Here is a 13,737-nt window from a genome sequence, read left to right as displayed (position 1 = left end):
CACGCGAGGGGAAGGGCGTGGAGGAGCGCTCCGACCTTGTCCGGGAGGACGTGGGAGCATAGAGGGGGGCCGGCGTCACGCCGGCCTGCTCACGTCACGCCGACCAGAACGGACCGCTGTGCCACCGATGCTCGACTCCGGCGCGAACGCTCCTGGTGCCACCGACCCGGGGCGCATCAGGAACTTCTGCATCATCGCCCACATCGACCACGGGAAGTCGACCCTGGCCGACCGGATGCTCCAGCTCACCGAGGTGGTGGATCCCCGGCAGATGCGCGCGCAGTACCTCGACCGGATGGACATCGAGCGGGAACGCGGCATCACCATCAAGAGCCAGGCGGTCCGGATGCCGTGGACCGTCCGGGAGGGCGAGCGCAAGGGCGAGCGCGCCGTCCTGAACATGATCGACACTCCCGGGCACGTCGACTTCACCTACGAGGTGTCCCGGTCGCTCGCCGCCTGTGAGGGCGCGGTGCTGCTGGTCGACGCCGCGCAGGGCATCGAGGCGCAGACCCTGGCGAACCTCTACCTCGCGCTCGAGAACGACCTGCACGTCATCCCGGTGCTCAACAAGATCGACCTGCCGGCCGCACAGCCGGAGAAGTACGCCGAGGAACTGGCCCACCTGATCGGCGGCCAGCCGGAGGACTGCATCCGGGTCTCCGGCAAGACCGGCGAGGGCGTGCCGTACCTGCTGGACGAGATCGTCCGGCAGTTCACCCCACCGGTCGGCGAGGCCGAGTCCCCCGCCCGAGCGATGATCTTCGACTCGGTGTACGACGTCTACCGGGGCGTGGTCACCTACGTCCGGGTGGTCGACGGGCGGATCAGCGCCCGCGACCGGATCAAGATGATGTCCACCGGCGCGGTGCACGAGCTGCTGGAGATCGGCGTCATCTCCCCGGAGATGAAGAAGGCCGACGCGCTCGGCGTCGGCGAGGTGGGCTACCTGATCACCGGCGTGAAGGACGTCCGCCAGTCCCGGGTGGGTGACACGGTCACCATCAACACCCGGCCGGCGTCCCAGGCGCTCGGCGGGTACAAGGACCCGAAGCCGATGGTCTACTCGGGTCTCTACCCGATCGACGGCTCGGACTACCCGAACCTGCGGGACGCCCTGGACAAGCTCAAGCTCAACGACGCCGCCCTGACGTACGAGCCGGAGACCTCGGGCGCGCTCGGCTTCGGCTTCCGCTGCGGCTTCCTCGGCCTGCTGCACCTGGAGATCATCCGGGAGCGGCTGGAGCGGGAGTTCAACCTGGACCTGATCTCCACCGCCCCGAACGTGGTCTACCGGGCCATCCAGGAGGACGGCGAGGAGGTCGTGGTCACCAACCCGAGCGAGTACCCGACCGGCAAGATCGCCGAGGTGTACGAGCCGACGGTGCGGGCCACCGTGCTCACCCCGAACGACTACGTCGGCGCGGTGATGGAGCTCTGCCAGGGGCGGCGCGGCAGCCTGCTCGGCATGGACTACCTCTCCGCCGACCGGGTGGAGCTGCGTTACACGCTTCCCCTCGCGGAGATCATCTTCGACTTCTTCGACCAGCTCAAGAGCCGGACGAAGGGGTACGCCTCGCTCGACTACGAGCCCTCCGGCGAGCAGTCGTCCGACCTGGTCAAGGTGGACATCCTCCTGCACGGCGAGCCGGTCGACGCGTTCAGCGCGATCGTGCACAAGGACAAGGCGTACAACTACGGCACCACGATCGCCGCGAAGCTGCGCACCCTGATCCCGCGTCAGCAGTTCGAGGTGCCGATCCAGGCGGCCATCGGCAGCCGGGTCATCGCCCGGGAGACCATCCGGGCGATCCGCAAGGACGTGCTCGCCAAGTGCTACGGCGGTGACATCAGCCGGAAGCGCAAGCTGCTGGAGAAGCAGAAGGAGGGCAAGAAGCGGATGAAGATGGTCGGTCGGGTGGAGGTTCCCCAGGAGGCGTTCATCGCCGCCCTCTCCTCCGACGGCGGCGGCGAGGGCAAGGGCGCGGGGAAGAAGTAGCGCCGAAGATAGTCACTCTCCGTATCGGATCGGCGGGTCGGATCGATCCGTAACGAACGCTTCCACGGGCCGCCCGGTCCTGCGGTCCGCGTACCGGAAGGAATTTTCCGGTACGCGGACGCGTGGGGTCGGGCGGTCTCCCGTCGGTCTGACCTGGTGTTTTGTCGGACTCCCAGGTCGCTTCCAGGTTGTCCCCGGTCGGGGCTCGGTGCCGGATGTCCGGTTGTGCCGGTTTGAGATTTCGGCGCCCCGGGAACTTAGCGGTCACGACAGGAACGACACACCTAGTGACAACACATTGGAGGAGGGCGACCGTGGAGCTCACCGTCTGGGGAATCATCACTGCGCTCATCGTTGGTCTCATCGTCGGCGCGCTCGGCCGTCTGGTCGTCCCGGGCCGGCAGAACATGCCGATCTGGCTGCACATGCTGATCGGTGTCGGCGCCGCGCTGCTGGGCACGATCGTGGCCCGCGCCGCCGGGTTCGCCACCACCGCCGGTGTCGACTGGCGGGAGCTGCTGCTTCAGGTCGCCTTCGCCGCCATCGGTGTCGCGCTGGTGTCGGGCGTCGGCCGTCGTCGCCACGTCACGCACCGGTAACGATCTCCGCGTACCCGCAAGGGGCGCCCGGCCATCCGGCCGGGCGCCCCTTCCGTCTGTTGTACGTTCGCTCCGCCGCCACCCCTGTCGTAAAGGAATTTTACCGACTATGGTGCGGCGGAGAAGGTTTGTGCCAGACGGCGCGAGGGAGAAGTGGCGTGAACAGGTGGAAACGGCTGGCCCCGGTCACCGCCGTCGTGGCCTCGGCCGCGATGTTGATCGCCGGCTGTGGTGGCTCCGACGAGGGTCAGTCAGCTGATAACAGCAAGTTGACGGTCTGGATGATGGGCGAGGGAAGCGAGGCGCAGACCGCCTTCCTCGACGGCGTCGAGGCCGAGTTCAAGAAGAAGCACCCCGAGACCGACGTGGTGGTCCAGTACATCCCGTGGCTCGAGGCGCCGAAGAAGTTCCAGGCGGCGCTCGCCGGCGGCGAAGGGCCGGACATCACCGAACTGGGCAACACCGAGACGCAGGGCTGGGCCGCGCAGGAGGCGCTGGCCGACCTCAGCGGCCGGATGGACGGCTGGGCCGACGGCAAGGACATCCTGCCCGACCTGGTGAAGAACGCGCAGCTCGACGGCAAGCAGTACGGCCTGCCCTGGTACGCGGGCGTGCGGGCGATGTACTACCGCACCGACTGGTTCGCCGAGGCCGGCGTGCAGCCGCCGACGACCTGGGACCAGCTCGTGGCCGCCGCCAAGGCGGTCCAGGCCAAGAAGCCGGGCACCTACGGCATCGCCCTGCCGGGCAACTCCGAGCTGCCCTTCTACTCCTTCCTCTGGAGCGCCGGGGCGGAGATCGCCACCAAGCAGGGCGACACCTGGAAGTCCGGCTACAACACCCCGGAGGCCCAGAAGGCGGTCAAGTTCTGGACCGACATGGTGACCGTGCACAAGGTGGCCCCGCCGGCCGCCGCCGGGTGGAACGAGATCGACGCCCGGACCCAGTTCGCCACCGGCAAGGCGGCGATGGCGTTCGCCGGCAGCTGGCAGCAGGGCGCGATCAAGAAGGACAACCCCGAGATCGAGAAGGTCTGGGGCACCTTCCCCATCCCCGGCCCGGACGGCAAGCCGGCTCCGGCCTTCGCGGGCGGCTCCGACCTGGGCATCTGGGAGGACAGCGAGCGCAAGGACCTGGCCTGGGACTACCTCACCGTCCTGCTGAACAAGAAGAACGCCAAGACCTTCGCCGACAGCCTCGGGTTCTTCCCGGTCTACCAGGATCTGGTCGCCGGCGGTGAGTACGCCAACGACAAGGTGATGGCCGCGTTCGCCACCACCCTCCAGAACACCAAGCTCACGCCGCTCACCCCGAAGTGGGTGGAGGTCAGCCGGACCAAGACGACGACCCAGGCGATGAACAGCTCGGTGATGAAGGGCCAGAAGACGGTGGAGCAGGCCACCGCCGACGCGGCGGCCGAGATGGAAAGCATCCTCAACGCCAAGTGAGCACCCTGACCGACACACCGAAGGCCGCCGCCCCGCGGGAGAACCCCGCGCGGCGGCGGCCCCGGGTGGACCGCCTCCCGTACCTGCTGCTCCTGCCCTGCCTGGCGATCATCGCCGTGCTGCTGCTCTGGCCGCTCGGCCAGGTGGTGTGGATGTCGTTCCACCGGCTGAACAACGTCCGCCAGCTGCGCGGCGACCGGGAATGGCCGTGGATCGGGCTGGAGAACTACGTCCAGATCCTCAGCGATCCCTTCTTCCGGACCGTGCTGCGGAACACCGTGCTCTTCGCGGCGGCCAACGTGGCCTTGACGATGATCCTGGGCACCCTGGTCGGACTCCTGCTCAACCGGCTCAGCAAGCGGATGGCGACCTTCGTCGGCAGCTGCGTGATGCTCGCCTGGGCCACCCCGGCACTGACCGGCACCATCGTCTGGAAGTGGATCTTCGACGACACCAGCGGTCTGGTCACCTGGCTGTTCAACGCGCTGCCGGACGGGTTGTCCCAGGCGCTCTTCGGCCGCACCGACTGGACCGGCTACGGCTGGTTCAACTCGCCACTGCTCTTCTTCGCCATTCTCACCCTGGTGGTGGTCTGGCACTCGTTCCCGTTCATCGCGGTCAGCGTGCTCGCCGGGCTGAAGAGCGTACCGAGTGAACTGCACGAGGCGGCCCGGGTGGATGGGGCCGGTCCCTGGCGGGTCTTCTGGAAGGTCACCTTCCCGCTGCTGCGCCCGGTCTTCGGCATCCTGATCGTGCTCTCCACCATCTGGGACTTCAAGGTCTTCACCCAGCAGTTCGTGCTGGCCGGCGGCACCCAGGACCGGCCGACGTTCATGCTCTCCATCTACTCGTACGCGGAGGCGTTCTCGCCACCGCCGAAGTACGGTCTCGGCGCGGCGATCGCGGTGATCCTCACCCTGATCCTGCTCGTGGTGACCGGCCTCTACGTCCGCATGGTGCTCAAGCAGGAGGAGGAGTGATGCGCGGCACGCTCGTGAAGCGGATCGCCCTCAACGGAGCCGGGCTGCTGGTGGCGCTCTTCGCGGCCTTCCCCGTCTACTGGATGATCGCGACGTCGCTGAAGCCGAACCGGGAGATCTTCTCCTCGACGCCGCGACCGGTGCCGACCGAGCCGACGCTCGACCACTACAAGAGCATCCTCACCGGCAACCTGATCCCCGGCGTCAGCTTCGCGGACTTCTTCCTCAACAGCGTCCTGGTCGCCGGGGCGACCGTGCTGCTCAGCGGCCTGGTGGCACTGCTCGCCGCCACCGCGGTGGCCCGGTTCCGGTTCAAGCTGCGGACCAGCTTCCTGATCATGCTGCTGATCGTCCAGATGATCCCGCTGGAGGCGTTGGTCATCCCGCTGTTCCTGATGATCCAGCGGCTCGGCCTCTACAACACGCTGCCCAGCCTGATCCTCACCTACCTCGGCTTCTCGTTGCCGTTCGCGGTCTGGATGCTGCGCGGCTTCGTGGCCGCCGTGCCGAAGGAACTGGAGGAGGCGGCGGCGATCGACGGGGCCACCCGGGCGCAGATCTTCCGGAAGGTCCTCTTCCCGCTGGTCGCCCCCGGCCTGGTGGCGACCAGCATCTTCTCCTTCATCACCGCATGGAACGAACTGATCTTCGCGTTGACCTTCATCAACGACCAGGACCGGTACACGCTCCCGGTGGCGATGACGTTCTTCTTCGGCCGCGACGACACGGCGTGGGGCCCGGTGATGGCCGCCTCCACGATCTTCACCCTGCCGGTGATCGTCTTCTTCCTGGTGGTCCAGCGCCGGATGGTCTCCGGCCTGGTCGCGGGCGCGGTCAAGGGCTGAGGTTGGTGGTTGGTTGTTAGCAGGGGACCCTTGTTACCGCTTTTTGCGGAGCAGGGGGCCCCTGCAAACACCTGAACCGTCGCCGCCCACCCACACCGCGAACGCCCCGCTGCCCGTCCCGGCAGCAGCCAGCCGGCAGACCGTCCGGACGGACTCAGGAGAAGCGCTCGACGGTGACCGGGATCAAACCCCGCAGGCGCAGTGTCGTGGTCAGCTCACGCAGCACCGGCCGTACGCCGTCGTCCCGTCCGGTCGCCAGGTCGACGGTCAGGTCCAGGCAGTACGCCCCGACCACCCCGATCCGACGCAGCTCCCAGCGGAAGACATCGGCTCCGACCCGACGGCGGGCGCTACCGACCACCCCGTCCGGGCGGGTCGGATCGGTGCCGGTCATCTGCCACACCGACGACAGTTCGACGAGGTGGTCCGGCCCCAGCTCGTTGGCGAACAGCACCCGGTAGACCCGGGTGCTGTGGAAACCGGGAGTGACCTGCTCCGGGGACAGCAGCAGCGGAGCCGACGCCGCACGGGTGTCTCCCGCCCGTAGGTGACCGCGCAGGGTCGCCTCGTCCGGGAGCGTGGCTCCGCCGAGCTGGCGGTAGACGACCTCGGCCCGGTGGCGGGGCACCCCGACGACCCGTCCGCGCAGCTCGGGGTCGGCCCGGATGTTCCTGCTCAGCTCGCGCGCCGTCCACCATCCCGGTCCGCCCGGCGTCCACGCGGCGCTGTCCACCCGGAGCACCTGGTGGTCCGCGCCGAAGAGGAACTCCTCGACGACGATGCCCTCGGGCGGCGCGGCCGGTCGGTCGCCCGGCGGTCGGGGACGGACCAGGTAGTAGTCCAGCGCCGGCGCGGTGGGCCGGGGCCGTCGGACGGGCACCGGTGGCCGGCCGGCCGCTCCGCCGCCTCCGGTACGGGACATCGCCATGTACGCATTCTCGACCACAATCTGCAGATGCCCAGGACGTCGGCAGCCCGCGCGCCCTGACCCCTCGGAGCGCAACTTCGAGGGGTCGCCCGGTGAGCGCGACAGTGTCCACCGGGCCGCTGGTTTCCACGGTCTGCGTTGCGCGTGGGCAGGTCGTGAGGCCCCGGACGGTGCGCGCCGTCTCGGTGCTGTCATGGCTGGGGTGAGGGCCAGCCGAGAAGGCGGGCACCCAGGACGGCGGCGTGCAGCGTGAAGCGTTGGGTGGGTTCGCCGGGGTGGTAACCGGTGAGGTCGTGGATACGGTCGAGGCGGTAGGTGACGGCACGGACGGACAGGTGCATGTGGCGGGCGGTGGCGGTGTAGTTGCCCTGGTTGTCGAACAGGACGGTGAGGGTGTCGAGGTAGGGCTGGGCACCGCCGCGAGCGGTGGTCAGCGGGCCGAGGACAGTGGTGACCAGGTCGGTGATGGCATCGCGGTCGCGTAGCAGTACAGGAAAGACGAGCAGGTCGGCGGCGTTGAGCACCGGTGTGGTGAAGCCGAGCTTCGTGGCGTGGTCGAGGGTGTTGCGGGCTTCGTCGAGCGAGGTGGCGAGGCCGGCCAGGCCGGGGTGGGCACGGCCGACCGCGAGTTGCCAGCCGTCGGTGCCGAGTTCGGCGATGAGCCGGTGGGCGAGCTCGGCGGTGATGCCGCGCAGGCCTCCTGCGCTGATGCAGACGAGGTCGCCGTCGCGCAGGGTGGTGAGGATGTTGCCTTCGCCGAACCGGCCGGCCAGCGCGGCGTCGACGCGATGGACGACCTCGGCGGTGAGGCCGGCTGCTCGGGCGACGAGCACGACGTGGGCTGCGGAGAGGCGGATGCCGTAGCGGTGGGCCCGCTCGGCGAGGCGTCCGGGGTCGGCGCGGCCGGTGAGCAGGTCGTTGACGAAGACGGCGCGGTTGTGGTCGTGGCGGGCGAGTTCGGCGTGGGTCTGATGGGCGTAGCCGTCGAGGAGCGCGTCGAGCAGCGACCGCGCCGTCTCGAGGACAGCCGCTGCCTGCGCATGGACGCCGGTCGTGGTGTCGTCTGGGCCGACGGTGGTGTACTGCCAGCGGTCGGCGGCGGCACGCAGCATGGTGCCGACCAGGTCGGGCAGTTGCAGGCCGGTGTCCGCGGCCCGCGCGCCGAGTCGGGCGGCGGCCTGCGTACGCCGGTCACCTGCCGGTTCGTCCAACAGCGCCCGGCATGCCTGGGTGAGCCACAGTTGTTCGCCGTTCGCGGTCTCCCCTGTGGCCGCCGCGGGCGGGCGGCCACCGGTGCGCGATTCAGACACCGACGTCGCGACGGTCGAAGAGGATCACCCCGGCGGCCGCGGTGAGGGCACCGACGGCGGCGAGGACGAGCAGTTCGGCCGGGTGCCAGCCGGTGTGCAGCGGGTCGGTGCCGATGAAGTAGTGGAAGGGCGACAGCCAACGCAGCCATCCCCAGCCGTCGAGCATGCCGCCGATGGCATTGACCATGTAGGTCGCCACGGCGACGACACCGGTGACCGCCAGGACGGTGCCGCGTCGCCCGGTGGCCGCGCCGATGAGGAACGCGATGCCGGTGAAGCACCACACCAGCGCGACCAGCCCGGCGCACGCGGCGGCGACGTTGGACAGCGGAATGTCCATGCCGACCGCAGGGACGACGAGCATGAGCACCAGCAACGGGATGGCGGCGACCGAGGTGACCGCCGCGCTGGCGGCGGTCAGGCGCTGCCGGGCGAACGCAATACGGGAGAGCGGGTTGGCCAGCAGCAGTTCCATGCCGCCGTCCTCCTCGGGCCGGGCGATCGTCCGCGCGGTCAGGGTCACGGCGCACATGAGCACCAGCAGCGGGCCGATGAGGCTGAAGACGGTGGCCTGGAGGTAGCCGGCGGCGGAAAGCATGTCGGCGATGCCGAGGAAGTCGAGCATCCCCTGGGGCAGGGCGTCCTGCTTGAGCTCGGCCGCGCCCTGAAAACTGGCGTAGAAGCCGGTATAGGTGGCGGTGAACGCGGCGACGCCGACGGCCCAGCCGATTACCGCTCGGCGGTCGTCCCGCCACGTCTTATGCACCAGCGCGGGCAGCATCGCCGGCTCCTTCGGAGTGGTAGTAGAACGACAGGAACGTCTCCTCAAGGTCCGGCTCGGCCGACAGCAGGTCGACGACCTCGTGCCGGGCCGCGGCCTTGACCAGCGGATCGAGCCGGCCGTCGACGGTGCATCTGAGCACCGGCCCGGAGATCGTCACGTCGCTGACACCTGGCAGAACGTCGAACTCGGCCGCGTCGACCGGGTCGGCGAAGTGGATCTCGACGGTGCGGACCGCACGCCGGCCGAGCGACTCCACCCGCTCGACCGCGGCGAGCCGGCCGTCGCGGACGATCGCGATCCGGTCGGCGCTCTGCTGCACCTCAGCCAGCACGTGGGACGACATGAACACGGTCTGGCCGGCAGTGCGGGCATCGTGCACCATGGCCAGGAACTCCTGCTGCACCAGCGGGTCCAGGCCGCTGGTCGGCTCGTCGAGGACCAGCAGCGCCGGTCGGTGCATGAACGCCTGGACCAGGCCGACCTTCTGCTTGTTGCCCTTGCTCATCGTGTGGACCGGCCGAGACAGGTCCAGGCTCAGCCGGTCGGCCAGCTCCGTCACCTGCGACCACGGCACACCGCCGCGGGCGTCGGCGAAGAACCGCAGCAGCGCATCGGCCCGGCCGCGACCGGGGAACGCCAGTTCGCCGGGGAGATAACCGATCTGCCGGTGCAGGGTGGCCTTGTCCCGGCGCGGATCCAGGCCGAAGATCGTGGCGCGTCCCCGGGTGGGGCGCAGAAAGTCCAGCAGCAGCCGGATAGTCGTGGTCTTCCCGGCCCCGTTCGGACCGAGGAAACCCATCACCTCCCCGGTGCGGACCTCCAGGGTGAGGCCCTCGACGCCGCGGCGCGGACCGTAGAGCTTCGTCAGGTCCTCGGCATGTACGGCGATGTCGCTCGTCATACCCCACATCGTGGCCACGACCCCCATCCCGCCTCCAGGTCCGGATCCGGTCGACAACCGGCCGGGATCCTTGCCGAGGTCCGGCAAACCCGCAGCATACGAGCCATACCGCGCAAGGGCGCCCGCCGCTGCGGGCCCTCCCTGACAGCGTGCCGGGTGAACGGGGTCGTGACCGGTGCGATGGTGAGCGCGGCGGTTGTGCCGTGGCTCCTCGGCGTCGCCGGCCACCAGCCGTCGTGCCCTTCGCGGCTGACGGCCGGCCCGTGTTCGGTCGTAGGCTGGCCGGTATGACGGGGAAGGTGATCTCGGTGAACCTCGCGGTGGTCACCGAGGCGGAGTGGGCCGGTGACGCCAGCGGCCGCAGTGGCATCGACAAGCGGCCGGCAGCCGGGCGGGTGTCGATCAGGTTCGACGGGGTGGTCGGCGACTTCATCGCCGAGCGGGCCCACCACGGCGGCCCGGACCAGGCGGTGTACGCGTACGGCACGGAGGACGCCGACTGGTGGGCGGCGGAGCTGGATCGGGCGGTGCCCCCGGGACGCTTCGGGGAGAACCTCACCACCCACGGGGTGGACGTGACCGGAGCGGTGATCGGGGAGCAGTGGGCGATCGGGTCCGCGCTGCTCCAGGTCACCAAGCCGCGTACGCCCTGCCGGACGTTCGCCGGGTTCTGGGCCGTACCGGATCTGATCAAGCGGTTCGCCGCGCGGGCGGCTCCCGGGGCGTACCTCCGGGTGCTCCGGGAGGGCGAGGTGGGCACCGACGACCGGGTCGAGGTGCGGGACCGTCCGGCGCACGGCGTCACCATCGGCGAGGTGTTCCGGGCCCTGCACGGGGAGCCGGAGCTGTTGCCCCGGCTGCTCGACGCGCCGGGTCTGCCCGAGCCGCTCCGGGAGAAGGTCCGCCGTCGGCTGGGCGTGGCCTCCGGCCCGCCGAGGTGACTGCAGGGGTCCCTTGCTACCCAGAAAGCGGTAACAGGGGTCCCCTGCTACCGAAAAAGCGGTAACAGGGGACCCCTGCAGTCACCCGGAGCCGGTGCGGCAGTCACCTGGAGCCCGTGCGGCGGCTGCGGTCAGCGGAGCCAGGGGATGTTGCGGTCCAGCAGACCGCGCTCCTTCAGCTCCTTGCGCAGCGGGATCTCGTCGTCGATGTACCCGTTCCAGTTGATGCCCCAGTAGTTCGCGGTGTGGGTGCCCTCACCGCAGAGCTGGCGCTGCACCGGCGTGCGGTTGGCCCACCACTCGCCGTCGGAGTCGATGTGCAGCTCGTCCAGCGGCCGGATCCACCGGTAGGTGTAGCCGACGAAGAGCATCTTGCGGGTGATGGTCGACAGGTTCGTCGACCGGGAGTGCCACTGGCGGCGGTCGAAGATGAAGGCGTCGCCCGGGTTCGCGGTGATCTCCACCGTGCCCTCCGGGTCCGGGTTGTGCACGCTCAGGTCGTCCGGCCGGGGCAGCGAGTTCCACAGGTGGCTGCCCGGGATGACCTTGGTCGCGCCCCGCCCCTTTTCCGACAGGTCGGAGAGCACGTAGGCGACCTTCAGCGAGAACATCGGCCGGGGGACGTTCGGGTCCATCGTCTCCGGGTCGGAGTTCTGCCGGTACCCGTCCTGGTGCCAGCCCCAGTACGGCTTCTCCGGCTCGGCCGCCGGCGGGGTCACGTCCAGGTGGTTGTGGTGCGTGTAGATGTTCCACCCGGCCAGCCCCCACATGTACGGGAAGGCGATCGGGTGGGTGAGCAGTTCGCCGAAGAGCTCGTCCCGCTCCAGGAAGCCCAGCAGGTGCAGGGTCCCGTCCTTGGTGGTCTTGCCCTTGGCCTTCTCCTCCTCGTAGACGCGGTCGACCGCGGCCTCCAGGGCGGCCCGGTGATCCTCCGTCAGCACGTTGCGTAGCAGAAGGAAACCCTGCTCGTGGAACTCTTTGCGATCAACATCGCTGATCGGCTCGTAACCGGTCCGGCCACCGTAGTCGAACACCGCTGTCACCCCTCCCCGAAAGGAATCCGCCATTTCTGGCACAGATCGCCGATGGTAACGCGCCGTCGCCAAGGTCGGCGTCCGACACCCGACCACCGGGAACTGGCCTGATGGTGGACGTCCCGGCGGCTGGGCGGTGCGGATCGACCCCGCAGGTGGCTACGGAGAGAGACGGAGGTCACCCCTCGTCGAAGACCTCGGCGACCACCCGGGCGTCCTGCCGTTCCCGGTCGGAGACCCGGGACCAGGTGCCCCGGTCGGCCGTCCACTCCAGGTCGGCGAAGAGGACCCGCCGGACACCGTGGTCGTGGGCGTGCGACACCAGCCAGTGCGCGTACCGCCAGCCGTCGCGCGGGTCGGCGGCGGGAACGGTCAGCCCGGTCAGTTCGGCGGGGTTGACCGCCTCCGGCAGTCCCCAGTCCAGGGTGAGGTTCTGGGTCAGCGCGGCCGCCGCGGCGGCGCCACGCATCACCGGCGTACGACCGACGGTGCAGGCGACCGCGGCGGTGACGTCGCCGAGCAGCGCTCGGGTGAGCACCTCCGACTCGTCGGCCCACTTCTCGTACGCCTCGGGGAACGCCGACCGCTGGACGGCCTGGGCGGCGTCGGTGACCCGCATCTCCTGCCAGCCGCGGACCTTCTTGAGCCCCGCGTAGAACTTGTTGGCGGCATAGCGCGGGTCGCTGATCTGCTCCGGCGTGCCCCAGCCCTGGCTGGGTCGCTGCTGGAACAGCCCGATCGAGTCCCGGTCGCCGTCGGGCAGGTTCTCCAGCCCGGACTCCTGGAACGCGGTGGCGAGCGCGACGACGACCGCCCGCTCGGGCATCTTCCGCTGGATGCCGATCGCCGCGATGGTGGCCGCGTTCGCCATCTGCTCGGCGTTCAGCCGGACGTGCCCGTCGGCCCGGACCGTGCAACTGCGTCCTGCTATCGGCAGCCGTATGTCGTCACCGACGTTCCGGATGACGAGATAGATCCCGATGCTGGCGATGATGGCGACGACGAGGCCGGTCGCCACAATTGCCCGAGTTCGCACCCACACCCCCTGAACGACAGTCAGCCAAGCCTACGTCCCGCATGCCACCGCTCCACGCTCTCGACCGGTTCGGCCGACAGTGTCCGGACTCATCGCCGATGTCCCACCGGCCGGACGTTCGCCCCCGCCTACCCGGCGTCGAGGGCGGCCACCCACCGGGTCGGTCGCTTTTCCCGAAAGGCCAGCACTCCCTCCCGGCCCTCCTCGGAGAGGAAGTAGCCGGTGGAGACGGCGGACAGGTGGTCCAGCTCACGGCGCAGGTCCGTCTCGGGCGTACGACGCAGCAGCTCCTTCGCGCCGGCCAACGCCCCCGGCGCCCCCTTGACCAGCGCCGCGCACCAGCGGGCCACCGCCTCGTCCAGCTCCGCGGCGGGCACCGCCGTGGTGACCAGCCCGACCTCGGCGGCCCGCCGACCGTCGAAGGTCTCCCCGGTGAGGTACAGCTCGGCCGCCGCGCGGGAGGTCAGCCGCGGCAGGACGGTCGCCGAGATCACCGCCGGGATCACCCCGAGCCGCACCTCGGTGAAGGCGAAGGTCGCCTCCTCGACGCAGACCGCCAGGTCGGCGGCGGCGATCAGGCCCAGCCCGCCGGCGCGCGCCGGTCCGGCGACCCGCGCCACCACCGGCTTCGGGCACTCCCGGACCGCCGCCAGGACGTCGCCGAGCTTCCCGGCGGGCACGCTCCCGCTCGCGTACGCCGCGGCGGTCTCCTTCAGGTCCGCGCCGGAGCAGAACACCGGGCCGGTGTGGTCGAGCACCACCACCCGCACCGAGGGGTCGGCGACCGCCGTGGCCAGGCCGTCGAGCAGCTCGGTCATCAGGGGCGTGGAGAGCGCGTTGCGGTTGTGCGGGCTGTCCAGGGTGAGTGTGGTCACCCCACGGGCCGTCGACACCCGCACCAGCGCGTCGGGAAGGGTCATGGAAGGGCACAC

At 69.9% G+C, this 13,737-nt stretch carries 13 protein-coding genes; 6 read left to right on the top strand and 7 right to left on the bottom strand.

Translation table 11 applies throughout. The annotated features are described in order from the left end of the window. Positions 1 to 118: 118 nt before the first annotated feature. The 5 genes from lepA (at position 119) to QSK20_RS03840 (ending at position 5,871) form a co-directional block, all read left to right on the top strand. Positions 119 to 1,999, top strand: a complete 1,881-nt coding sequence (gene lepA / locus QSK20_RS03860; RefSeq protein ID WP_285787124.1) for a translation elongation factor 4 — start codon at positions 119 to 121, stop codon at positions 1,997 to 1,999. A gap of 314 nt (positions 2,000 to 2,313) precedes the next feature. Further along, positions 2,314 to 2,598, top strand: a complete 285-nt coding sequence (locus QSK20_RS03855; RefSeq protein ID WP_145836567.1) for a GlsB/YeaQ/YmgE family stress response membrane protein — start codon at positions 2,314 to 2,316, stop codon at positions 2,596 to 2,598. Positions 2,599 to 2,756: 158 nt separating this feature from the next. Then, the gene (locus tag QSK20_RS03850) at positions 2,757 to 4,046 is read left to right on the top strand and encodes a sugar ABC transporter substrate-binding protein (RefSeq protein WP_088982551.1); all 1,290 of its coding nucleotides are present in this window, start codon (positions 2,757 to 2,759) and stop codon (positions 4,044 to 4,046) included. Continuing rightward, a complete protein-coding gene (locus QSK20_RS03845) occupies positions 4,043 to 5,026 on the top strand; it encodes a carbohydrate ABC transporter permease (protein WP_285787123.1) in 984 nt (327 codons plus the stop codon). The genes QSK20_RS03850 and QSK20_RS03845 overlap by 4 nt, the downstream gene beginning before the upstream one ends. Continuing rightward, entirely contained in the window at positions 5,026 to 5,871 is an 846-nt protein-coding gene (locus QSK20_RS03840) for a carbohydrate ABC transporter permease (protein WP_285787122.1), read from the top strand. Before QSK20_RS03845 ends, QSK20_RS03840 begins: the two co-directional genes overlap by 1 nt. Before the next feature lie 154 nt (positions 5,872 to 6,025). Here the strand turns inward: QSK20_RS03840 and QSK20_RS03835 are convergent, their stop codons facing one another. The 4 genes from QSK20_RS03835 to QSK20_RS03820 form a co-directional block, all read right to left on the bottom strand. Beyond that, positions 6,026 to 6,799 carry a hypothetical protein gene (locus QSK20_RS03835; protein ID WP_285787121.1) on the bottom strand — a complete coding sequence of 258 codons (774 nt, stop codon included), beginning with the start codon at positions 6,797 to 6,799 and terminating at the stop codon, positions 6,026 to 6,028. A gap of 191 nt (positions 6,800 to 6,990) precedes the next feature. Continuing rightward, positions 6,991 to 8,109, bottom strand: coding sequence for a PucR family transcriptional regulator (locus tag QSK20_RS03830; RefSeq protein ID WP_285787120.1), 1,119 nt, complete (start codon positions 8,107 to 8,109; stop codon positions 6,991 to 6,993). Further along, on the bottom strand, positions 8,102 to 8,890 hold the full coding sequence (locus QSK20_RS03825; protein WP_285787119.1) for an efflux permease Rv1217c-related protein: 789 nt from the start codon (positions 8,888 to 8,890) through the stop codon (positions 8,102 to 8,104). The genes QSK20_RS03830 and QSK20_RS03825 overlap by 8 nt, the downstream gene beginning before the upstream one ends. Continuing rightward, complete coding sequence (locus QSK20_RS03820; protein ID WP_285787118.1) at positions 8,868 to 9,794, bottom strand: ABC transporter ATP-binding protein; 927 nt, start codon at positions 9,792 to 9,794, stop codon at positions 8,868 to 8,870. Before QSK20_RS03820 ends, QSK20_RS03825 begins: the two co-directional genes overlap by 23 nt. A 287-nt stretch (positions 9,795 to 10,081) precedes the next feature. Between QSK20_RS03820 and QSK20_RS03815 the strand changes: the two genes are divergently transcribed. After that, on the top strand, positions 10,082 to 10,735 hold the full coding sequence (locus QSK20_RS03815) for an MOSC domain-containing protein (protein WP_285787117.1): 654 nt from the start codon (positions 10,082 to 10,084) through the stop codon (positions 10,733 to 10,735). 131 nt (positions 10,736 to 10,866) lie between these two features. Here QSK20_RS03815 and QSK20_RS03810 read toward each other — a convergent pair whose 3' ends face one another. The 3 genes from QSK20_RS03810 to QSK20_RS03800 all read right to left on the bottom strand — a co-directional run bounded on the left by QSK20_RS03810 (position 10,867) and on the right by QSK20_RS03800 (position 13,725). Beyond that, a complete protein-coding gene (locus QSK20_RS03810; RefSeq protein WP_285787116.1) occupies positions 10,867 to 11,769 on the bottom strand; it encodes a phytanoyl-CoA dioxygenase family protein in 903 nt (300 codons plus the stop codon). A gap of 178 nt (positions 11,770 to 11,947) precedes the next feature. Further along, positions 11,948 to 12,763, bottom strand: a complete 816-nt coding sequence (locus tag QSK20_RS03805) for a hypothetical protein (protein ID WP_502888837.1) — start codon at positions 12,761 to 12,763, stop codon at positions 11,948 to 11,950. Positions 12,764 to 12,933: 170 nt separating this feature from the next. Then, a complete protein-coding gene (locus QSK20_RS03800) occupies positions 12,934 to 13,725 on the bottom strand; it encodes an enoyl-CoA hydratase-related protein (protein ID WP_285787114.1) in 792 nt (263 codons plus the stop codon). Between the last annotated feature and the right edge of the window lie 12 nt (positions 13,726 to 13,737).

The sequence above is a fragment of the Micromonospora sp. NBRC 101691 genome (genome assembly GCF_030269285.1).
Taxonomy (GTDB): Bacteria; Actinomycetota; Actinomycetes; order Mycobacteriales; family Micromonosporaceae; genus Micromonospora; species Micromonospora echinospora.
The sequence above is the reverse complement of the archived record's forward strand: the minus strand, read 5'-3'. Positions and strand labels throughout refer to the sequence as shown.